16 protein-coding genes and 1 pseudogene are annotated in these 20,893 nt (G+C 72.6%); 5 read left to right on the top strand and 12 right to left on the bottom strand.

The window, feature by feature from the left end; genetic code table 11:
• The first annotated feature begins 282 nt into the window (after window positions 1–282).
• Both EAO76_RS38275 and EAO76_RS38270 read left to right on the top strand, forming a co-directional pair.
• Window positions 283–861 carry a DNA polymerase ligase N-terminal domain-containing protein gene (locus EAO76_RS38275; protein ID WP_148840868.1) on the top strand — a complete coding sequence of 193 codons (579 nt, stop codon included), beginning with the start codon at window positions 283–285 and terminating at the stop codon, window positions 859–861.
• A gap of 182 nt (window positions 862–1,043) precedes the next feature.
• A complete protein-coding gene (locus EAO76_RS38270; protein ID WP_148840833.1) occupies window positions 1,044–1,778 on the top strand; it encodes a siderophore-interacting protein in 735 nt (244 codons plus the stop codon).
• 19 nt (window positions 1,779–1,797) lie between these two features.
• On the opposite strand, the gene EAO76_RS38265 is transcribed toward EAO76_RS38270, so the two are convergent.
• The 6 genes from EAO76_RS38265 to EAO76_RS38240 form a co-directional block, all read right to left on the bottom strand.
• Window positions 1,798–3,363 (bottom strand): APC family permease, encoded by a 1,566-nt coding sequence (locus EAO76_RS38265; protein WP_148840832.1) that lies wholly within the window; start codon window positions 3,361–3,363, stop codon window positions 1,798–1,800.
• 280 nt (window positions 3,364–3,643) lie between these two features.
• The gene (locus EAO76_RS38260; protein ID WP_148840831.1) at window positions 3,644–5,119 is read right to left on the bottom strand and encodes an aldehyde dehydrogenase family protein; all 1,476 of its coding nucleotides are present in this window, start codon (window positions 5,117–5,119) and stop codon (window positions 3,644–3,646) included.
• Entirely contained in the window at window positions 5,116–6,855 is a 1,740-nt protein-coding gene (locus EAO76_RS38255; RefSeq protein WP_148840830.1) for an amidohydrolase family protein, read from the bottom strand. Before EAO76_RS38255 ends, EAO76_RS38260 begins: the two co-directional genes overlap by 4 nt.
• Before the next feature lie 186 nt (window positions 6,856–7,041).
• On the bottom strand, window positions 7,042–8,163 hold the full coding sequence (locus tag EAO76_RS38250; RefSeq protein WP_148840829.1) for an LLM class flavin-dependent oxidoreductase: 1,122 nt from the start codon (window positions 8,161–8,163) through the stop codon (window positions 7,042–7,044).
• 127 nt (window positions 8,164–8,290) lie between these two features.
• Window positions 8,291–9,088, bottom strand: a complete 798-nt coding sequence (locus EAO76_RS38245) for an SDR family NAD(P)-dependent oxidoreductase (RefSeq protein ID WP_148840828.1) — start codon at window positions 9,086–9,088, stop codon at window positions 8,291–8,293.
• 13 nt (window positions 9,089–9,101) lie between these two features.
• On the bottom strand, window positions 9,102–10,010 hold the full coding sequence (locus EAO76_RS38240; RefSeq protein WP_187438950.1) for an LLM class F420-dependent oxidoreductase: 909 nt from the start codon (window positions 10,008–10,010) through the stop codon (window positions 9,102–9,104).
• Between the two features lie 365 nt (window positions 10,011–10,375).
• Here EAO76_RS38240 and EAO76_RS38235 point away from each other — a divergent pair, with 365 nt between their 5' ends.
• On the top strand, window positions 10,376–11,056 hold the full coding sequence (locus EAO76_RS38235) for a hypothetical protein (protein ID WP_148840826.1): 681 nt from the start codon (window positions 10,376–10,378) through the stop codon (window positions 11,054–11,056).
• A 55-nt stretch (window positions 11,057–11,111) separates the two neighbouring features.
• Here EAO76_RS38235 and EAO76_RS38230 read toward each other — a convergent pair whose 3' ends face one another.
• From EAO76_RS38230 to EAO76_RS38205, 6 genes are all read right to left on the bottom strand, one after another.
• Entirely contained in the window at window positions 11,112–11,672 is a 561-nt protein-coding gene (locus EAO76_RS38230; RefSeq protein WP_148840825.1) for a hypothetical protein, read from the bottom strand.
• A gap of 319 nt (window positions 11,673–11,991) precedes the next feature.
• On the bottom strand, window positions 11,992–12,855 hold the full coding sequence (locus tag EAO76_RS38225) for an oxaloacetate decarboxylase (protein ID WP_148840824.1): 864 nt from the start codon (window positions 12,853–12,855) through the stop codon (window positions 11,992–11,994).
• Between the two features lie 554 nt (window positions 12,856–13,409).
• On the bottom strand, window positions 13,410–14,366 hold the full coding sequence (locus tag EAO76_RS38220; protein WP_148840823.1) for a phosphotransferase family protein: 957 nt from the start codon (window positions 14,364–14,366) through the stop codon (window positions 13,410–13,412).
• An 80-nt stretch (window positions 14,367–14,446) separates the two neighbouring features.
• Window positions 14,447–15,268 (bottom strand): M23 family metallopeptidase, encoded by an 822-nt coding sequence (locus EAO76_RS38215; RefSeq protein ID WP_148840822.1) that lies wholly within the window; start codon window positions 15,266–15,268, stop codon window positions 14,447–14,449.
• A 242-nt stretch (window positions 15,269–15,510) separates the two neighbouring features.
• Entirely contained in the window at window positions 15,511–17,415 is a 1,905-nt protein-coding gene (locus tag EAO76_RS38210; protein WP_148840821.1) for a long-chain fatty acid--CoA ligase, read from the bottom strand.
• Window positions 17,416–17,690: 275 nt separating this feature from the next.
• Entirely contained in the window at window positions 17,691–18,974 is a 1,284-nt protein-coding gene (locus EAO76_RS38205) for an acetyl-CoA C-acetyltransferase (protein ID WP_187438949.1), read from the bottom strand.
• Between the two features lie 71 nt (window positions 18,975–19,045).
• Here EAO76_RS38205 and EAO76_RS38200 point away from each other — a divergent pair, with 71 nt between their 5' ends.
• Window positions 19,046–20,365: a 3-oxoacyl-ACP reductase gene (locus EAO76_RS38200; protein ID WP_148840819.1), complete on the top strand. Its 1,320-nt coding sequence runs from the start codon at window positions 19,046–19,048 to the stop codon at window positions 20,363–20,365.
• Between the two features lie 3 nt (window positions 20,366–20,368).
• Window positions 20,369–20,893: pseudogene (locus tag EAO76_RS38195) on the top strand (hypothetical protein); the annotation flags it as partial.

The raw sequence follows: 20,893 nt of genomic DNA, 5'->3' as shown, positions 1-20,893 counted from the left end.
CCCTCGCCCTGATCGAGACCGCCCGGCACCGGAAACCTCGGACACCGGGAAACAAGGGGGAAGCCTGCCCGCCGAACACTCTCGATGTCAAGATACTTGATACCGAGATACCGTCCGCGCCGACACCCCCGCACCGCCCCACCCCACCCCACCCCGCACCGATCACCCGTCCCGGTGCGCTTCACCGCCGGGGGCGTCACAGTGGAAGGAGACCTCGGGCGGGATCGCCGACGAGGAGGTGTCCGGATGGACATGGCCCGTGACAACGACGGCCGACCCGGCATGCGGGTCGACGGGACCGGGCGGACGGGCCCGGCACCCTGTTTCGTCGTGCAGATCCACCAGGCCCGGCGCATGCACTTCGACTTCCGGCTGGAGGTCGACGGCGTACTGAAGTCGTGGGCGGTGCCGCGCGGCCCCTCGGAGAATCCGCGCGAGCGGCGACTGGCCGTCCCGACGGAGGACCACCCGCTGGAGTACCGCACCTTCGAGGGCGTCATCGCGAAGGGCGAGCGCGGCGGCGGCACGGTGATCGTCTGGGACCAGGGCACCTACCGGCCGCTCAGCCACGACCGCCGGGGCGCGCCGGTGCCGTTCGCGCAATCCCTGGAGGACGGGCACGCGACGTTCTGGCTCGACGGGACCAGGCTGCACGGCGAGTTCGCCCTCACCCGCTTCCGGGGGAGCGTCGCGGAGAACGTCCCCGGCGGGGAGGTCTGGCTGCTGATCAAGGCCAGGGACGGCCGGGCCACCCACGACGGGCCGGAAACCCCGGACCCGTACCGGGCGCGCTCGGCCCGCACCGGGCGCACGCTGGCACAGGTCGCGGCCGAGGAGAGCGCCGGAGGCGGGGCCTCCTGACCGACCGGACCCCCTGAGCCGCCGGACATCCTGAGCGACCGGGACCGCCCGGCCACCCGAGGCTCCCCCGCCACCCGGGACTTCCCGACCACCCGGGACTTCCCGACCGACCAGGGCTCCCCGATCCCGAGAAATTAGGTTAGCCTTACCTGAATTGATTCTCGGTGCGGGGAGGGACTGCGGTGGGTCACGGCTGGGAGGGCGTCGTCCTCAAGCTCATGCGGGGACGGGACTTCACGTTCACCGTGACCGGCGTGGAGCAGGTCACCGAGGACTTCCGCCGGGTCCACCTCACCGACGGCGGGCTGCTCGCCGCGACCGGGGGCGCCCATCCGACGATGTGGGTCAGGGTCTGGTTCGAGCGGGGCGGCAAGCCGCACCAGCGCGCCTACACCCTGGTCGACCCGGACCCGGCCGCCGGGACGTTCAGCCTGGAGTTCGCCCTGCACGAGGGGACCGCGAGCGACTGGGCCCGCGCGGCGAAGCCGGGCGACACGATCGACGCCACGCTCCAGGGCACCGGCTTCGCCCCGCCCGAGCCCCGGCCGGCCCGGCTCTTCGTGGTCGGCGACCCGGCCTCGCTGCCCGCGATCAACTCCCTGCTGGACGCGTTCCCGGGGACCCCGGCCACCCTGTGGTTCGAGACGGCGCACGAATCGGACGAGCGGCTGCCGCTCCGGCTGGACCCGGACCACCACACCCTGCACCGGATACCGCGCCGCGACCGGGGCGCCGGGCTGGTCGCCGAGGTGAAGTCGGCCCTGCCGCGGCTGCTGGGGGCCGACGCCTCCGACGCGTACGTCTGGATCGCCTCCGACACGGCGACCACCCGGGCCCTGTCCTCGTACGCGCGCAAGGAACTGTCCGTGCCCAAGGAGCGGGTGAACGCCCTGGGTTACTGGCGCGCCACCGGCTGAACCGGCTTCGGAAGTCCCCTCAGTCCTCGACGACCAGTGCCGGGGTCTCCTTGGTCAGGATCTCGCCGCGGAAGAACGCCGGGCTGCGGCGCTGCATCACCAGCATCAGCACCACGCCGAGCAGCAGCAGCCCGACGCCGATCACGAACACCGAGCCGACCCCGAGGACCGCCGAGCCGGAGCCGTAGGCCGGGTCCCACATGTCGTAGAGGGTCTTGCCGAAGACCGCGGTGAGCAGGAGGCCGCCGACGACCGGGAAGAGGCCCTTGAAGGCCAGGTCGCGGAAGGAGCGGGTCAGGTCGGCGCGGAAGTACCAGGCGCAGGCGAAGGCCGTCAGCGCGTAGTAGAAGCAGATCATGAGGCCGAGCGCGTAGATGGTGTCGACCAGGACGTGCTCGCTGACCAGGGTCATCACCGTGTAGAAGACGCCGGTCGCGACGCCCGCCATGACGGTGGCCCGGCCCGGGGTCCTGAAGCGCGGGTGGACGCGGGCGTACGAGGCGGGCAGGGCCTCGTACGAGGACATCGCGAGCACCGTGCGGGCCACCGGGATGAAGGTGGTCTGCAGGCTGGCGGCGGCCGAGGCGAGCACCGCGACGAAGAGCAGGATGCCGAGGCCGGGACCCATGACCGGGCCGGCGAGCGCGGCGAAGACGTTGTCGGAGGTCTCGGGGTTGGCCAGGCCGAGCCCCGAGTCGCCGGAGCCGACGGCCATCTGGGCGGCCACCCCGGTCGCCAGGTAGGAGCCGACGAGCACGACCATCGCGATGAGGGCGGCCCGGCCGGGGGTCTTCTCGCTGCCGACGGTCTCCTCGTTGGCGGTCAGACAGGCGTCCCAGCCCCAGAACATGAAGATCGACAGCGACAGGCCGGCGGTGAACGCCGCGAACGACTGCACCGCGAACGGGTTCAGCCAGGACCAGGAGAAGTCCAGGGACGAGGCGAACTCCCCGCTGCCCGCCTTCTGCACGGCCATCGCCACGAAGACCGCGAGGACCACGAGCTGGAGGCCGACCAGCGCGTACTGGACGCCCTTGGTGGCCGTCATCCCCCGGTAGCTGATCGCCGTGGCGACCGCGATCAGGGCCAGACAGGTCAGGATGTGGACGGGTTTGCTGTCGTCCAGGGCGGCGATCGATTCGCTGCCGGTGATCTCGCCGGCCAGCAGCCAGAAGTACGAGGTGGCCACGCCCGCCAGGTTCGACAGGACGATGATCGTCGCGATGACCAGGCCCCAGCCGCACATCCAGCCGACGCGCGGGCCGAACGCCTTCACCGTCCAGGTGAAGGAGGTGCCGCAGTCCGGCACGGCCTTGTTCAGCTCGCGGTACGCGAAGGCGACCAGCAGCATCGGCAGGAATCCGGCCAGGAAGACGGCGGGCATCTGCACGCCGACCTCCCCCGCCGTGGAGCCGAGGGTGGAGGTGAGGCAGTAGACGGGGGCGACGGTGGAGACGCCGATGACGGCGCTGCCCATCAGGCCGACGGAGTTCCCGCCGAGCCCCTTGCCACGCACCCCGCCGTCGGCCGGAGCGGCGCCCGGTGCTGCGTCTCCGGCCCGCGGCCGCACGTCCAGCTGAGTCATGAAAAGGACGATAAACGCTGCGATTTCCACATCCGGAAGGCGAGACTCCGCCACCTCGCCCTTGAATTCCAGGCAACAATACGGAAGAACCTTGGTTAATTGAAGGCCGTTCGCGAAAACTGCCTTCCGATGCGAGGTCGGGACTCGATCGCAGCACCGTACGGGAACCGCAGCAGTGTCCGTTTTGAGGGGTTTCAAAATTTCCCGTGGGTGTCCGCTCAGCGGACACCCACGGGGCGTCGACACCACGGGCCGGTGGCTGTCCGCGGGCCGTTCCGGCTCAGCCGGGCCAGACGATCGACTGGAGTTCGCCGTACGCGTGCAGGGCGTACGAGCCGACGTCGCGGCCCACTCCGCTCTTCTTGAACCCGCCGAACGGCGCCTCCATGTTCCGGCCGACGGTGTTCACCCCGACCCCGCCGGCGCACAGCCGCCGGGCGATCCGGAAGGCGCGCGCCACGTCCCCGGACCAGACGTAGTCGATCAGTCCGTAGTCGCTGTCGTTGGCGAGCGCGATGCCCTCCTCCTCGTCGTCGAAGGGGACGACCACGACGACCGGGCCGAAGATCTCCTCGCGGGCGACGCGCATGTCGTTGGTGCAGTCGGCGAGGAGGGTCGGGGCGACGTAGAAGCCCCGGTCGGGCCCGGCCGGGCGGGCGCCGCCCGTGACGACCCGCGCGCCCTCCTTCCGGCCGAGTTCCACGTACGCCTCGACGCGGTCGCGGTGGGCGGCGGAGATGACCGGCCCGACGACCGTGCCCCGGGCCGCCGGGTCGCCCACCTTCAGGTGGTTCGCGTACGCGGCGAGCTTCCCGACCAGCGCGTCGTGGACGCCGCGCTGGACGAGTACCCGGGTCGGGGCGGTGCAGATCTGGCCGCTGTAGAAGGAGAACGTGGTGCCGATGCCCGCCACCGCCGAGTCGAGGTCGGCGTCGTCGAGGACGACCGCGGCACCCTTGCCGCCCAGCTCCATCAGCTGCCGCTTCATCCCGCGCCCGCACACCTCGCCGATGCGCTGCCCGACGGCGGTGGACCCGGTGAAGCTGACCATGTCGACGTCCTCGCAGTCGACGGCCGCCTCGCCCGCCTCGGGGCCCGAGCCGGTGACGACGTTGACGACCCCGGCCGGGACGCCCGCCTCCTGGAGCGCCTCGGCCATCCGGTAGACGGAGAGCGGGTCCTGCGGCGCGGGCTTCACGACGACGGTGTTGCCCATGGCGAGCGCGGGCGCGATCTTGCCCGCCGGATTGGCCCACGGGTTGTTGTACGAGGTGATGCAGGTGACGACGCCGACCGGGCGGCGCACGGCGAGGGCCCCGAAGACGCCCGCCCGGCCCATCGGCCCCGCCTCGTTGATCTGCGGCGCGATCGGTTCCTCGACGGGTTCCAGGGCGCCCCTGGCGTACCGGCGGAAGCGGGCGGCGCCCACGGCCACCTGCATGCCCCTGGCCGTCGCCGTGGTCGCGCCGCTCTCCGCGCGGGCGAGGTCGGCGCTGGCCACGAGGTCGCGTTGCATGAGGTCGGCGGCCCGGTCGAGGATCGCGGCCCGCTCCTCGGGGCGGGTGCGGGACCAGGTGGTGAACGCCTCGCGGGCCGCGGCGGCCGCCGCGTGCACCTGTTCCCTGCTCGCCTCCGGGGCCAGACCGACGACCTCCTCGGTCGCGGGGTCGATCACCTCGTAGTGGCCGTGGTCCGGCTCGGTCCACCGGCCGCCGATGAACAGCCGGCGCCTCGGGTCGTCGCTCGTGCCGCTCATGCGGTGCTCACCGTCCTGGTGTCGCGGCCGGAGCGGAGCACCGTGCCGGGGACCGCGCCGGTCACCTTGTCGTCGCGCAGGGTCTCCACCCCGTTGACCCGGACCGAGACGATGCCGATGGCCCGGGAGTCCAGGCGCGGGCTGTCGCCGGGCAGGTCGTGCACCAGGGTGGCGGGTCCGGCGTCGATCCGTTCCGGGTCGAAGAGGACGAGGTCGGCGTGGAAGCCCTCCTCGATCCGGCCCCGCTCGCGGAGCCCGAAGAGCCGGGCGGGATCGTCGGTGAGCATCTTCACCGCCTTCTCCAGGGGGACGAGCCTGCGCCCGCGCAGGCAGTCGCCCAGGAACCGGGTGGTGTACGGGGCGCCGCACATCCGGTCCAGGTGCGCGCCCGCGTCGGAGCCGCCGAGCATGATGTCCTCGTGCTCCCAGGTCTCGCGGCGCAGCGCCCAGGAGGCCGGGTCGTTGTCGGTGGGCATCGGCCACAGCACCGTGCGCAGCTCGTCGGCGGCGCAGATCTCGACGAGGCAGTGGAAGGGGTCCTGGCCGCGTTCGGCGGCGATGTCGCGCACCACGCGGCCGGTCAGCCCCTCGTTGGCCGCGCTGTAGGTGTCGCCGATGACGTAGCGGGCGAAGTCGGCGAGGCGGCGGAAGACCCCGGCCTCCTTGCTGTCGGCGCGGCGGAGCATCTCGGCGCGGGTGTCGGCGTCGCGGAGCCGTTCGATGCGCTCGGGGACGGGCAGCGCGAGGACGTCGCCCCAGCCGGGGATGAGGTTGAGGGCGCAGAAGGTGCCGAGCGACATGTTCATGGGGGTGAGGATCGGCATGGTCAGCGCGACGATCCGGCCCCCGGCGCGGCGGGCCCGTTCGCTGGGCACGAGCTGGCGCGGCACGCGTTCGGGGACGGCGGCGTCGATGGTGAGGACGTTCCAGTTCAGCGGGCGCCCGGCGGTGGCGGTCATGTCGACGAGGAGGTCGATCTCCTCGTCGGAGAACTGGTCCAGGCAGCCGGCGACGATCGCTTCGAGCTGGGTGCCCTCGTGTTCGCCGACGGCCCGGGAGAGGGCGAGGAGTTCCTCGGGCAGCGCGTTCCGGGAGGCGACGGGCCGGCCGTCCCCGTCGGAGTGGGTGGCGGACTGGGTGGTGGACAGCCCCCAGGCCCCGGCGTCCATCGCGTCGTGCAGCAGCGCGAGCATCGCGTCGAGCTGGGCCGGGGTGGGCTGCCCGTCGGTCGCGTCGGCGCCCATGACGTACCTGCGCAGCGCGCAGTGGCCGACCATGAACCCGGCGTTGACGGCGATGCGCCCTTCGAGGGCGTCCAGGTACTCGCGGAAGCCGGACCAGGTCCAGTCGACCCCCTCCTCCAGGGCCCTGAGCGCCATCCCCTCCACCCGCGCCATCATGCGGCGGGTGTAGTCGGCGTCCTCGGGGCGGTCCGGGTGGAGCGGGGCGAGGGTGAATCCGCAGTTCCCCCCGGCGACGGTGGTGACGCCGTGGTTCATGGAGGGCGTGGCGTACGGGTCCCAGAAGAGCTGGGCGTCGTAGTGGGTGTGCGGGTCGACGAAGCCGGGCGCGAGGACGAGACCGGTGGCGTCCTCGGTGGTGACGGCCGGCTCGGTGAGCGTGCCCGGTTCGGCGACGACGGCGATGCGGCCGTCGCGGATGCCGACGTCGGCGGTGTACGGGGGTCCGCCGGTGCCGTCCACGACGGTGGCTCCGCGGATGAGGTGGTCGAGCATGACGGGGTTCCCTTCTGCGGTGTGTGTGCGGCCGGGGTCCGCGGTGTGTGCGGCCGGGGGTGCGCACGGCCGCGGCGCGCACCCCCGCCCGCACGGAGCGGCGTTCCGGGAAGACGCCGCGGTTCTCGGCGGGGGCTCCGCCCCCGAGCCCCCGCTCCTCAATCGCCGGAGGGGCTCGTCCCTCCCCTACGCGGCGTTCCGGAACCGCGAGGTCCGGTGCACCGGGTCCGTGTCGATCGCCGGAATCACGTGCTCGCCGATCAGCCGGATCGAGTTCAGCGTGTCCTCGCGGCCGATCCCGATCGGCAGCCCGAAGCTCAGCTGGTCCGCCCCCGCCCGCTCCCACCGCCTGCACTGCCGCAGGACCTCGTCCGGGTCCCCGCAGATCATCAGCTCCTCCGCGATCAGCAGCTCGATGATCTCCTCGGTGTACTCCGGCAGGAGTTCGGGCCACTCCGGTATGCCCTCGGGCCGGGGGAACGTGTCGTGGTAGCGGAACAGCAGCGACTGGAGGTAGTTCAGCCCGCCGCCCACCGCGATCTCGACGGCCTTGGCGTGGGTCTCGGCGCAGATCGCCGTGGAGGTGACCATGACGTTGTCGTTGACGAAGTCGCCGACGGGCTCGGCCTCCTTGACCGCCGTCTTGTACGAGTCGACGACCCACTCCATGTCGGAGACCTTCTGCACGCTGAAGCCCAGCACGCCGAGCCCCTTCTTCCCCGCCATGGCGTACGAGGACGGGGACCCTGCGGCGTACCACATCGCCGGGTGCGACTTCCCGTACGGCTTGGGCAGGATCTTGCGCGGCGGCAGCGACCAGTGCTTGCCCTGGAAGCCCACGTACTCGTCCTGGAGCCACATCTTGGGGAACTCCGCGATGGTCTCCTCCCAGAGTTCCTTGGTGTGGTTCATGTCGGTGATGCCCGGCATGAAGCCCAGGATCTCGTGGCTGCCGGCCCCTCGCCCGGAGCCGAACTCGAAGCGCCCCTCGGAGAGGTGGTCGAGCATGGCGACCTTCTCGGCCACCTTCACCGGGTGGTTGACGGGGGCCAGCGGGTTGAAGATGCCGGAGCCGAGGTGGATGCGGTCGGTGGCGTGGGCGAGGTAGCCCAGGTACACGTCGTTGGCCGAGATGTGCGAGTACTCCTCCAGGAAGTGGTGCTCGGAGGCCCAGGCGTACTTGAAGCCGGACTTGTCCGCCTGGATGACGTACTCGGTCTCCTCGATCAGCGCCTTGTGCTCCGCCTCCGGGTCGACCCTGGCCCGCGCGGCAGGCACGTACCCCTGTACAAAGAGTCCGAATTCCAAGGGAGTTCACCGTCCTCAATCGTTTCTGACACATCGTCAGATCGTGATGCGTCCGACTGTTCCACCGGCACCCGGACCCGTCAATAGCTGACGCATCGTCAGAAGAGTGGGGAGGGGCCCGGCCCGCTCAGAACAGGCTGACGCCCGCCAGCCATCCGCCGTCGATGACGAACGGCTGCCCGGTGATGTACGAGGAGTCCTCCGAGGTCAGGAACAGCGCCAGCGCCGCCACCTCGGCCGGCCGGCCGATCCGCCCCAGCGGCACGAGCTTGCGGTACAGCTCCGCCACCGCCTCCCTGGACTCCTCCGGGTCCGCGCCCGGGTCCAGCGCCGCCGGGTTGGTCATCGCGGTGTCCACCGCCCCGGGACAGAGCGCGTTGACCCGTATGCCCTTCGCGGCCAGCTCCACCGCCGCCACCCGGGTCAGTCCGATCACCGCGTGCTTGGTGGCGGCGTACGCGCCCACGAACGCCATGCCCGTGAGCCCCGTGTACGAGGCGGTGTTCACGATCGTCCCGCCGCCCGCGGCCTCGATCTCCGGCGCCACGTTCCTGATCCCGAGGAACGCCCCCACCTGGTTGACCCGCACCACCTGCTCGAACTCCTCCAGCGGCGTGGCCACCAGCTCGTTGAACCGGAGGATGCCCGCGTTGTTGACCAGCCCGTCGACCTTCCCGTACGCGTCCTTCGCGGCGGCCACCGCGGCCCGCCAGTCCTCCTCCCGGCCCACGTCCAGGTGGACGAACCGGGCTGCGTCCTTCCCCAGCTCGCCCCGCAGCTCCTCGGCCAGCGCCTCGCCCTGCTCGTCGAGCACGTCGGCGATCACCACCCGCGCGCCCTCCGCGGCGAACAGCCGCGCCTCCTGCTCGCCCTGCCCGCGCGCCGCGCCGCTGATCAGCACGACCCGCCCGTCCAGCTTGCCCATGACCGGGACCCTCCTACCTGTCGAGATGGGGTGCGACCTCGGCGGCGAACGCCGCCATCTGGTCGGTGAGTTCGCCACGGCTCCGGCTGCGGAACCGCACCTGGATCTGGTGGACGCCCATGGCCGCGTACGCGCGCAGCGACTCGGCGACGGCCTCCGGTTTCCCGGTGAGGGTGCGCCGCCCGACGGACCAGTCCGGCTCACCGATGTACAGCGGCTCGGTGATCGCGCCGACGACGATCGGCTCCTCGATCCCGGCCTCCTCGCGCAGCCGTCGCAGCCGGGCGATCTGCGCGGGCAGCTTCTCCCGCGGGTCGCCCTGGGGCAGCCAGCCGTCCCCCCGCACCGCCGCCCGGCGCACGGCGGCGGGCGAGGAACCGCCCACCCAGACCGGCACCCGCTCCCGGGCCGGACGCGGCAGCTGCCCGAGCCCGGAGAAGGAGAACCGCTCCCCCGCGAACTCCGGGTACTCCTCGGGGCCGAGCGCCGCCCGCAGCGCGTCGATGGTCTCGTCGAGCACCCCGCCGCGCCCGTCGAAGTCGGCCCCGAGCGCCTCGAACTCCTCCGGCACGTGCCCGGCCCCGACCCCGAGGATCAGCCGGCCGCCACTGAGGTGGTCGAGGGTGGCGTACTGCTTCGCGGTGGCCAGCGGGTGCCGCAGCCCGACGACCGCGACATGGCTCATCAGCAGGACCCGCTCCGTGATCCCGGCGAGAAAGGCGAGCGTGGCGACCGGGTCGTACCAGACGGTGCCCATGACCCCGGCGAGCCGCCGCGGGATCGCGACGTGGTCGCAGCTCGCCAGATAGGCGAAGCCGGTGCGGTCGGCGGTGCGGGCGACGGCGGCGAGGTCCTCGGGCCCGGCCCCGGCCTCCCACCCCTCGGCGTAGATGGTGCTCTGCGACTGGACCGGCAGCTGCATCCCGTACGACAGCGGCCCGGTGAGCGGTATCGGCACCGGACGGCCTCCTCCCCGATCGGATCTGACGCATCGTCACTTAAAGGTGCGGGGCCATCGTCGTACCTGACGCCGCATCAGACAAGGGGTGGGGCGGGGCCGGGGGTCGGGTGCCGATCCCCGGCCGGCCCGGCACCCCGACCGACCCGCGGCCCGCACGGTCAAGGGCGCCCCTTCGGTCAGCCACCCTCACGGAACAGGACATACCGCATGATCCGCGTCAACACGCGCGATACCGACTGATAGGCATACGCCAGTCGCACTGATCCCGCCCGTGCGCGCGGCCCGTCCGGAGCGCGCGCACCGGCCCACTGGAACGAGGTATGCCCGTGAGATCGCTCCGACGCGCCATCGGATGGTCCGCCACCGCCCTGGCCACCGCGCTCGCCCTCACCTCGCTCGGCGGCACGGCCGCCGCGGCGGCCGTCGGCCCCGTCAAGCTCTACGTCAAGGGGTTCGGCAGCGGTCCGTTGAACGTCGCCGAGCAGTCCGCCCGGGAGACCGGCCTCGACGCCGCGGTCGCCCGGGGCTTCGCCCGCTCCGACTGCCGGGTGAGTGCCGGTCCGACCGTCGTCAACTCCCTCCCGAACGGCTGGGTGCAGGTCCACATCGAGTACCTGTGCACCGGCGAGCCGGTCGTGGGCTCCCCGACCTTCGTGCTCAAGCGCTACCACAAGAGCTCCGACACCCTGAGCACCCCGTGGGACGCCCCCGTCGGCTACGACCTGCAGGGCCCCCTGGGCAGCCTGTACACCGCGCCGACCCCGGACACCCAGCCCCTCTACCTCTGCCAGGTGCGCGGCGACCACTTCGCCACCACCGACGTCGGCTGCGAGGGCCAGACGTACGTGACACGTCTCGGCTGGCTGTACGGCGCACCGCCCGCCGGGGTGCCGAGCCTGCCGCTGCTGCGCTGCCTGCGCAAGGAGAACCGGCAGATCTTCGAGTCCCACCAGACCGACTGCGAGGGCCAGATCCACGGCGGCACGCTCGGCTACGTCCTGCCCTGACCCTCCTGACCGCCCCTGCCACTCCGGCTCCGGGCGGGGGACCGGTGGCGCCGTTTCACCCGGCGCCGTTCCGGCCGGGGGCGCTCCGGCCCGGGTCACTCCGGCCCGGGTCGCTCCGGCCCGGGTCGTGGTCCGCGTCGCCCTCGTAGTCGTCCCCGCCGGTCGCCGCGCTCTCGGGGGCGGCGCTCCTGGGGGCCGCGGCCGGTTCGGAGGCGGAGGCAGGGGTCGGGGCGGCTCCGCTGCCGGCCCCGGCTCCGTCGCCGCCCCAGGGCTCCTCGTCCTCCTCCTCGTCCTCGTCGGACTGTTCGTCGGGGGCGGCCTGGACGCCCACGCCCTGCGAGGACGACACGTTCTGGTCGATCGCGCCCCCGCCGCCGTCGTGGTCGCTGCCCGCCGTCCCCTTGCTGAAGGGGCCCAGCACGTTCAGCGTCCGGTCCACCTCCAGCCAGGAGTCGGCGTTGGAGTTGTCGATGGTGATCAGCGACGGTCCGTGATGCGTCTCCATGCCGCCGTCAGGAGCGTCGGCCCAGGCGGTGCCGGCGGCCAACTGGCCCTGGCAGAGCGCCCCGAGCACGATCGCCAGGGCGGCACGTGCCCCGGACGAGGTGAATCCCATGCGGTGTTCCTCTTCCCGGCCGCGCGGTCCCGGACCGGGCGCGGCCCACTTCGCGTGATTCGTACGGTCGTGATGGTTCGTACGGTCGTGTCGGTTCGTACGGTCGTGTCGGTTCGAGCGGTCCGCACCGGCTGCACGGCCCGCGCGGACCGTGCGGTGTGCACGGGCCGCGCGGGCCGGGGCCGCGGTGGAGCGTGGGGGTCCACCACCGAGGCCCCGGTGTGCGGGCGGAACGGTCAGGAGCTCACGGCCAAGACGCCCCGATGGCGCGCGCCGACCCGCTCCCGGCCCGTCGCCGACGTCACCGGCGTCGTCCGCGTCATACGGACACGGACTCGCGGACGGGGTGGTGCCTGCTGATGTTCTTCTCCAGCAGCTCCGTCGAACGCTGCACCCCGATCCCCACGGCGGGCACGAACTCGGGAAGCCGTCCGTCGGCCTCCTTGAGGTCCGTCAGCGCGGAGTCGATCGCGGCGTGCGCGGCGAAGAGGCACGGGGTGCTGTAGATGGCCACCTGGCACTCCAGATCCGTCAGCTCGGAGAGCGAGAGCCGGGGGGACTTGCCACCCGCGATCTGGTTGAAGAGCAGCGGCTTGTCACCGACCACCTTCCGGATGCGCTTGATCCACTCGACACTGCGCACCCCGTCGACCAGGACGACGTCGGCGTCCGTCCCGGCCAGCGCCTCCGCCCGGCGAAGGATGTCGTCCTCCTCCGTGGCGTCCGTGCGGGCGACGACCACCAGGTCGCGCCTGCTCTCCAGGACGAGGTTGAGCTTCTCCAGGTACTCCTCCAGGGGAAGCACCTGCTTGCCGTCCGCGTGTCCGCACCGGCGGGGGCGCTTCTGGTCCTCCAGGATGACGCCGGAGGCGCCGATCCGCTCCAGCCGCTGCACCACGTGGCAGGCGACCTCGGGGTCGACGTAGCCGTCGTCGATGTCCACCAGCAGGTGGTGGGAGGGGAAGGCCAGCCGCAGCCGCTCCACGAAGGCCACCATGTCCGGCCAGGCGATGAAGCCGATGTCGGGGAGCCCGTAGTGGGAGGCCGCGAAGCCGAAGCCGGACACGAAGAATCCCTCGTAGTGCCGGGCCACGACGGAGGCCGAGTACATGTCGTAGATACCGATGAGGGGAGTCGTTCCCGGCGAGCGGACTTCTTCCCTCAGCGCACTTCCATAACGCACGGCGTCTCCTTGTCATTGGGCCGTCGATTCACGGACCGACGCCCGGCGCATCGGTGACATGCCGGGTCGGCGGTTCGGATCTCCGGTGATTTCGTTGGGTGGAACGGGTGTTGCGCAACGGCGTCCCGCGTGTGCGGACCCCGACGGCATCGGGTCATGGAGCCGCCGCGGCACGGGAGAGTGCGTCGGGGCCCACGGATGTCGATGGTTCGGCGGTTCAGCGGTTCACTGATGCGGCGGGCGCGGGAACACCGCGCCCGCCCCTGCCACGCGGAGGGGCTGGCAGTGCCCACCCCGCACGGGACGCAAAAGGTCTGCCCTCTTTGCGAAGACGCGTATACCTATACAGACATGACTGTCTCTTTACTCCGGGACACGCCGCGCCTGACCTTGTGTACGACACATCGCGGGTATCCGTCGGGAACGGGGTTGACGGCACCGCGGAAGCGGGAACGTTTCGCTCCCGGAGCACCGGGAAACCCCTCGCGCGGAATTCGTTGAATCCCTTGCTCTGTAAAGGAGTTGGGCATCACTCGGTCCGGTTCGATCGCGGATCATCCGAACCGGTCGAGAAGATGCTCCACATAGTTCTCCAGGCGCTCCGTGAGCAGCTCGGACGTCAGATCGAACCGCCCCAGCTCCCGCCACGGGGTCGCCACCTTCTCGGCGTCGGGCGCATGGGCGAGCGCGTCCAGCAGCCGCCAGTACAGGTGGTCCGCACCGCTCGCGACCGGCCGGCCGCCCGCCTCGGCGTACCGTTCGACGAACTCCGTCCCGGCCGGGACCCCGTGCAGCAGCGCCAGCGCGGTCGAACAGTGGGCGACGTCCAGATCGGCCGGGCCCCAGGAGGTCTCGACCCAGTCGACCACCCCGCCGATCCGCGTCCCGGGCCCCTGCCCGGTGAAGAGCACGTTGCCCGGGTGGAAGTCGCGGTGCAGGAAACACGGCTCGTACGCGGGGGGTTCGCGCCGGATCACCTCGATCGCGCGCCGCCACAGCTGCGGCCGGCCGGTGCCCTCGGGGACCCGCACCCGGTCCGGCGCGGTCCACGCCTCGTAGTCGCGCGGGCGGGTCCGGTCCGTGACCTCGACCCGGTGCACGGCGGCCAGTTGCCCCGCCATCGGCCCGGCGCGCTCCGCCGCCCCGGCGTCGTCGACCCGCACCTCGCCGGGCAGCAGGGTCATCAACAGCGAGGGATGGTCGCAGTGTTCGCCCGCCGCGTCGACGGCCACCGGCCGCGCAGCCGGTACGCCGGTGCCCTCCAGCAGCCGCAGGACGTCCGCCTCCCGGGTGAGCAGCCCCGGCGCGTGGCGCACGTAGAAGGGCTTGACGAAGGAGCGCAGCACCAGCGAACGGTCGCCCCGCGGACCGGAGACGTCCAGTCGGCGCATCCAGGAGGTCCAGCCGCCGCGCAGCCGCCGCACGCCCTCGATCCGCTCCCCGGGCCCGAGCTGCTTCCCGACCCACGCGCGTGTCGCCCGGTCGGGCCAGTCGTCCGCCGTTTCACCCATACGGGGAGCGTACCGAGGGGGGCGGTGCGGGGTGGGGCGTACGCCCGTTCCCGCACCGCCCCCCTCGGCCCTTCGGAACGTCAGCAGTCGGGAATGACCGTCCCGTTGTTGTCACGGGCCTCGTCGTTGCCCCAGCGGGACAGGTAGTACGCCGAGACGTACGCGCCGCGCCCGTTCTTGCCCGCGTAGACGGTGTCCAGGTCGGTCTTCAGCCACCAGTGGTTGTAGCTGGAGCCGGAGCCGACCTGGGCGCCCCACACCTTGCAGTAGACGTAGTTCGTACCGGCGTTCAGCACGCCCTGCGCGTCGGCCGTGTTCGGTCCCGCGTAGCCGGTGGCGTTGGCGAAGGTGTCGACCCAGTACTTGCCGGTGCCACCGCCTCCGCAGCCGTTGTCGCTGGTCAGGTACTTGCTGTAGTACGAGCCGGGGTACGGGGCGAGCGACTGGCCGTTGATCGCGATGGTCTGGCCCACGCCGTTGTACAGCTGCTCGTAGTGGATGTGGGCGCCGCTGCTGTTGCCGGTGGAGCCGGTGACGCCGATCTGCTGCCCCTGCGCCACGGAGGCGCCGTCGCCGACCGAGTACGCGGAGAGGTGGAAGTAGTAGGTCTGCCAGCCGCCGCCGTGGTCGATGACGATGTAGTTGCCCGCGCCGCTGGGCTGGGAGTAGCGGTGCGCGGTCCCGCCGGACGAGGCGAGGACGGGGGTGCCGGCGGTGGAGCCGCCGTCGGTGCGGACGAAGTCCAGGGCCGATCGGACCTCCGCCGAGTGGTGGCTGTAGGTCCAGGTCTGGCCGCAGGGGAACGGTGCCTTGAAGTTGGGGGCCGCGGCCGCGGGAGTCGCGGTCAACAGGCCCGCGACCAGGGCCATCAGGCCCAGCAGGGCGATACGTATCGGGCGCATGCGCGGTCATCCTCCGTGTCGGGGTCGGGTCGTGGGGGGTGGGCAGCACTGCGGGTCGGACGGACGCAAGCGTGCCGGACCCACCGCCCCGGCAGTAGACCCACCGGGCCCAATCGGTGGGCCCAAAGCGGGCCCGCGGCAGGGAAGTTGCCTGTTCGGCACCCCCTGCCGGGCCCACCGGCGGCGGCCGGGCGCGACGCCGTCGCCCCGGGTACGGCACCGTCGCGCCCGGCACGACGCCGTCACTTCCGGTACAGCGCCTCGATCTCCGCCGCGAAGTCCCGCGCGATCGCGTCGCGCTTCAGCTTCAGCGAGGGCGTCAGATGGCCGCCCTCCTCGGTGAAGTCCACGGGCAGGACGGCGAACTCGCGGATCGACTCCGCCCGGGAGACCAGCCGGTTCGCCTCGTCGACCGCGCGCCGCAGGGTCGTGCGCAGCTCGTCGTCCTCGACCAGTTCCCGGATCGGCACGCCCTGCTTCTTCCGCATCTGCCGCCAGTGGGCGAGCCCGTCCGGCTCCAGGGTGATCAGCGCGGTGACGAACGGACGGTTGTCGCCGACCACCATGCACTGCCCCACCAGCGGATGGGCGCGCAGCCAGTCCTCCAGCGGGGCCGGGGCGACGTTCTTGCCGCCGGAGGTGATGATGATGTCCTTCTTGCGGCCGGTGATCGTGAGGTAGCCGTCGTCGTCGAGCGCGCCCAGGTCACCGGTGGCGAACCAGCCCCCGTCCTGCGCGGGGACGGCCCGGCCGGCGGCGGCGTCCCAGTAGCCCCGGAACACCTGGCCGCCGCCGATCAGCACCTCGCCGTCGTCCGCGATCCGCACGGCGGTGCCGGGCAGCGGCCAGCCGACGGTGCCCAGCCTCGGCCGGAGCGGCGGGGTGACGGTGGCGGCGGCGGTGGTCTCCGTCAGGCCGTAGCCCTCGAAGATCTCGATGCCCGCGCCCGCGTAGAACGCGGCGAGCCGCCGGCCCAGCGGGGAGCCGCCACAGATCGCGTACCGGACGTGCCCGCCGAGCGCCGCCCGGATGCGGCGGTAGACCAGCGGGTCGTACAGCGCGCGGGCCGCCCTGAGGGCCGGGCCGGGGCCGGGTCCGGTGCCGTGCTCGGCGGCCTCCAGGGCCTGGCCGTAGCGCCGGGCGATCCGCGCGGCGCGGTCGAACGACGCGGCACGGCCCATCTTCTCCGCGGTGGCCCGGCCCGTGTTGTACACCTTCTCCAGCACGTACGGGATGGCCAGCAGGAATGACGGCTTGAACCCCGCCAGGTCGGCGAGCAGGTCCTCGGTCCGGATCGACGGGGCGTGGCCCAGGCGGACCCGGGCCCGCAGGCAGCCGATCGCGACCATGCGCCCGAAGACGTGCGAGAGGGGCAGGAAGAGCAGTGTGGAGGCGGGGTACTTGCTGACCGACTTGAAGACCGGGTGGAGCAGCTCGATCGCGTTGTCGACCTCGGCGAAGAAGTTGCCGTGGCTCAACACGCAGCCCTTGGGGCGGCCGGTGGTGCCGGAGGTGTAGATGAGGGTGGCGGGGGTCTCCGGTTCGAGCGTGCCGCGCCGGGCGGCCACCACCTCGTCGGGAACGTCCCGGCCCAGCCGCCTCAGCCGCCCGATCGCCCCCGTGTCGAGCTGCCACAGATGGGCCAGGCCGTCGAGCTGCCTGCGCTCCTGGCTGACCAGCCGGCCCTGGTCCGCGGTCTCGACGGCGCACGCGACGGCGCCGGAGTCCTGGAGTATCCAGCGGACCTGGTGGGCGGAGGAGGTCGGGTAGACGGGGACGGTGACGAGCCCGGCGGCCCAGGCGGCGAAGTCGAGCAGCGTCCACTCGTAGGTGGTACGGGCCATGATCGCGATCCGGTCGCCGGCTTCGAGGCCCTCCGCGACCAGGCCCTTCGCCAGGGACAGCACCTCGTCGGCGAACTCGGCGGCCGTCACGTCCTGCCAGTCGCCGTCCGGGAGCCTGCGGCTGAGGACGGCGTCGTCGGGGGCCTCGCGGGCGTTGTCGAACGGGATCTCGGCGAGCGAGCCGCGCCGGACGGGAGGGGCGGCGGGCGGTACGGAGACCTGCCGCACCGAACCGTCCGTGGCCCTGACCACGGTCGGCTCCACGAGGACGGGGGGCGCGGGGGCGGTGGGTGGCGTGGGCATGTGCGGCTCCTCAACGTGGGTTCGGCGGTTCCGCCGGGTCCTCCCGGCGGACCGGCTGGAGTTCTGGTGCCGTTCGATGCGGTGTACCGGCGCACCGGACGGAAGTCCCGGTGCCGTCCCGGTGCGATGCGTCGGCGGACCGGCTGGGGTCCCGGTGCCGTTCGATGCGGTGTGCGGGCGGACCGGACGGAAGTCCCGGTGCCGTCCCGGTGCGATGTGCCGGCGGACCGGCTGGGGTCCCGGTGCCGTCCGGTGCGGTGTACCGGGCCGGTCCCTCACGGGCGTTCGAGGATGGCCGTGACCCCCTGTCCGCCCGCGGCGCAGATCGAGATCAGGCCCCGGGACGGGCCGTCGCGCTCCGCCAGGAGCTGCGCGAGGGTCGCGACGATCCGCGCGCCCGTCGCGGCGAACGGGTGGCCGGTGGCGAGCGACGACCCGGCGACGTTGAGCCGGTCCCGGTCCACGGGGGCCAGCCCCCGCTTCTCCCAGGCCGCGAGAGTGGCCAGCACCTGGGAGGCGAACGCCTCGTGGACCTCGAACAGGTCGAAGTCCTCGACGGTGAGCCCGGCCCGCTCCAGCATCCGCGGCACGGCGTGCGCGGGGGCCATCAGCAGCCCGTCCTCGCCGTTCGCATGGTCACCGCCCACATGGTCGACGGCGGCCGTCTCGTACCGGGAGAGATAGGCGAGCGGTTCCAGGCCGTGCGCGCGGGCCCATTCCTCGCTCGCCAGCAGCACGGTCGCGGCGCCGTCCGTGAGCGGGGTCGAGTTGCCCGCCGTCATCGTCGCGTCGGGGTGGTCGGTGCCGAACACCGGTTTCAGCGTGGCGAGTTTCCCGACCGTGGAGCCGGGGCGCAGGTTCTGGTCGCGGGTCAGACCGCGGAACGGGACGACGAGGTCGTCCAGGAAGCCGCGCTCGTACGCCGCCGCGAGCCGTTGGTGGCTGGTGGCCGCCAGGAGGTCCTGGTCCTCCCGGGTGATGCCCCAGCGGCGGGCGGTGACCGCCGCGTGCTCGCCCATCGAGAGGCCGGTACGGGGTTCCGCGTTGCGCGGGATGTCCGGCACGAGGTGGCGGGGGCGCACCCCGGCGAGTGCCTTGATCCTGGCGCCCGTCGACTTCGCCCGCCGGGCGGCGAGCAGCAGCCCGCGCAGCTCGTCGTTGACGCCGAGGGGCGCGTCGCTCGCGGTGTCCGCGCCGCCCGCGATCGCCGAGTCGACGGCCCCCAGCATGATCTTGTTCGCGGCGGCGACGACGGCCTGGAGACCGGTGCCGCACGCCTGCTGGACGTCGTACGCCGGAGTGCGCGGGTCGAGCGCCGAACCGAGCACGGTCTCCCGGGCCAGGTTGAAGTCGCGGCTGTGCTTGAGCACCGCCCCCGCGACGAACTCCCCGATCAACTCCCCCCGGAGCCCGAACCGTTCGACCAGTCCCTCCAGTGCGGCGGTGAGCAGCTGCTGGTTGGAGACCTGGGCGTACGGGCCATCCGCGCGTGCGAACGGGATGCGGCTGCCGCCGATGACCGCGACCCTGCGGGGCCGCGGGAGTTCGAGGGGGATCATCTCGACCAACTCCTGACTCCTGAGTAACCTTACTCTTTGGTAAATCTACGACCGAGCAGGGAGTCTGGACAATGGCCGACCGCTATCTGCACTTCACCGGCACAGCACCCGGCCGTTTCCTCACCCGCCGGCTCGGACTCCCCCGACCCGCCCCGCTGCGCCGCTGGTCGCCCGGGACGCCGTCGCTGGACGGCCCGTTGCTGCACCTCACCGCCGGGGACTCCGCGATCACGCGGGAACTCGGCGCACTCCTCGCGACCACCGGCCTCGACGTCACCGACCGTGCCGAGCGCCCCGCGGGCATCGTGCTGGACGCCACGGCCGTGACCGCTCCCGGCGGGCTCACCGCCGTCCACGCGGCACTGCACCCGGTGATCCGCTCCCTCGCGCCGGGCGGACGCGTCGTGGTGGTGGGGGTGCGGCCGTCGGCCGACGACCACCATCAGGCCGCCGCCCAGCAGGCGTTGGAGGGGTTCACGCGCTCACTGGGCAAGGAGGTCGGCCGGGGCTCCACCGTGCAGCTGCTCCGGATCGCCCCGGGAGCCGTCGCCCCGACCGAGTCCACCCTGCGCTTCCTGCTCTCGCCCCGGTCCGCGTACCTCAGCGGCCAGGTGATCGAGCTGACCCCGGCCGCCCCCGACCCGGTGGCCGACTGGACGGCCCCGCTCGCCGGACGCACCGCGCTGGTCACCGGCGCGGCCCGGGGCATCGGCGCCTCGGTCGCCGGGGTGCTGGCCCGGGACGGCGCCCGGGTGATCTGCCTGGACGTGCCGCAGGTACGGGACGAGCTGGCCCGTACCGCCGAGGAGCTCGGTGGTACCGCGCTGCCGCTGGACATCACCGCGGACGACACGGCGGACCGGATCGCCGCGGCGGCCCCCGACGGACTGGACGTCCTCGTCCACAACGCGGGCATCACCCGCGACCGCCGACTCGCCAACATGCCGGCCGAGCGCTGGACCTCGGTCGTCGACGTCAACCTCGACAGCGTGCTGCGCACCACGGACGCCCTGCTGAAGGCGGGCACCGTCAACCGCGGCGGCCGGATCGTCGCCACCGCCTCCATCGCGGGCATCGCGGGCAACAACGGCCAGACGAACTACGCCGCGAGCAAGGCCGGCATCATCGGCCTGGTCCGCGCGCTGGCCCCGCACGCCGCCGCCGACCACGGCGTCACGGTCAACGCGGTGGCCCCCGGCTTCATCGAGACGAAGATGACCGCGGCCGTCCCCCTCCTCATCCGGGAGGCCGGCCGCCGCATGAACTCCCTGGCACAGGGCGGTCTTCCGGTCGACGTCGCCGAGACGACCGCCTGGTTCGCCCAGCCCGCCTCGACGGCCGTGAACGGCCAGATCGTGCGCGTCTGCGGCCAGAGCCTGCTGGGGGCATGACCCATGCCGAATCTGAACGTGGCACTCGCACGGGGAACTGTCACGTCCCCGTTCAAGAGGGCGGGTCGCCCCGGCGCCGTCCTGCCCGCCGACCGGATCGTCCTCCCGGCCGCGCCCGCCGCCCCCGGGCCGCTCGACGCGTACCGCCGGATCTGCGGCTTCACCGACCCGGGCCCGCTGCCGCTCACCTACCCGCACGTCCTGGGCTTCCCGGCCGCCATGCGGCTGATGACCGCCCGGAGGTTCCCGCTGCCGGTCGTCGGACTGGTCCACACCTGGATCGAGATCACCCGCCACCGGACGCCGCACCCCGCCGACCCGCTCGAACTCAAGGTGTACGCCGACGAGTTGAACGCCCACCGGCGCGGCACCGAGGTCACGGTGGTGACCGAGGCACGGCTGGCGGGCGAACTGGTCTGGGAATCCCGCAGCGGCTATCTCTCCCGCCACCCACCCCGCACCCCGGCCACCACCCCCGCACCCGGCCCGACCGCCACCGCATCCGCCCCGGCCACCGCCGCACCGGAC

This window comes from Streptomyces sp. sk2.1, from assembly GCF_008120935.1.
Taxonomy (GTDB): domain Bacteria; phylum Actinomycetota; class Actinomycetes; order Streptomycetales; family Streptomycetaceae; genus Streptomyces.
This window is presented reverse-complemented; position numbering and strand designations above follow the sequence as displayed.

What these genes read in the sequence shown, in the direction of transcription:
- EAO76_RS38275 (WP_148840868.1), top strand. Translation starts at nt 283, where the DNA reads ATGCGGGTCGACGGGACCGGGCGGACGGGCCCGGCACCCTGTTTCGTC.
- EAO76_RS38265 (WP_148840832.1), bottom strand. Translation starts at nt 3,363, where the DNA reads ATGACTCAGCTGGACGTGCGGCCGCGGGCCGGAGACGCAGCACCGGGC.
- EAO76_RS38260 (WP_148840831.1), bottom strand. Translation starts at nt 5,119, where the DNA reads ATGAGCGGCACGAGCGACGACCCGAGGCGCCGGCTGTTCATCGGCGGC.
- EAO76_RS38255 (WP_148840830.1), bottom strand. Translation starts at nt 6,855, where the DNA reads ATGCTCGACCACCTCATCCGCGGAGCCACCGTCGTGGACGGCACCGGC.
- EAO76_RS38245 (WP_148840828.1), bottom strand. Translation starts at nt 9,088, where the DNA reads ATGGGCAAGCTGGACGGGCGGGTCGTGCTGATCAGCGGCGCGGCGCGC.
- EAO76_RS38240 (WP_187438950.1), bottom strand. Translation starts at nt 10,010, where the DNA reads ATGCAGCTGCCGGTCCAGTCGCAGAGCACCATCTACGCCGAGGGGTGG.
- EAO76_RS38230 (WP_148840825.1), bottom strand. Translation starts at nt 11,672, where the DNA reads ATGGGATTCACCTCGTCCGGGGCACGTGCCGCCCTGGCGATCGTGCTC.
- EAO76_RS38220 (WP_148840823.1), bottom strand. Translation starts at nt 14,366, where the DNA reads ATGGGTGAAACGGCGGACGACTGGCCCGACCGGGCGACACGCGCGTGG.
- EAO76_RS38215 (WP_148840822.1), bottom strand. Translation starts at nt 15,268, where the DNA reads ATGCGCCCGATACGTATCGCCCTGCTGGGCCTGATGGCCCTGGTCGCG.
- EAO76_RS38210 (WP_148840821.1), bottom strand. Translation starts at nt 17,415, where the DNA reads ATGCCCACGCCACCCACCGCCCCCGCGCCCCCCGTCCTCGTGGAGCCG.
- EAO76_RS38205 (WP_187438949.1), bottom strand. Translation starts at nt 18,974, where the DNA reads ATGATCCCCCTCGAACTCCCGCGGCCCCGCAGGGTCGCGGTCATCGGC.
- EAO76_RS38200 (WP_148840819.1), top strand. Translation starts at nt 19,046, where the DNA reads ATGGCCGACCGCTATCTGCACTTCACCGGCACAGCACCCGGCCGTTTC.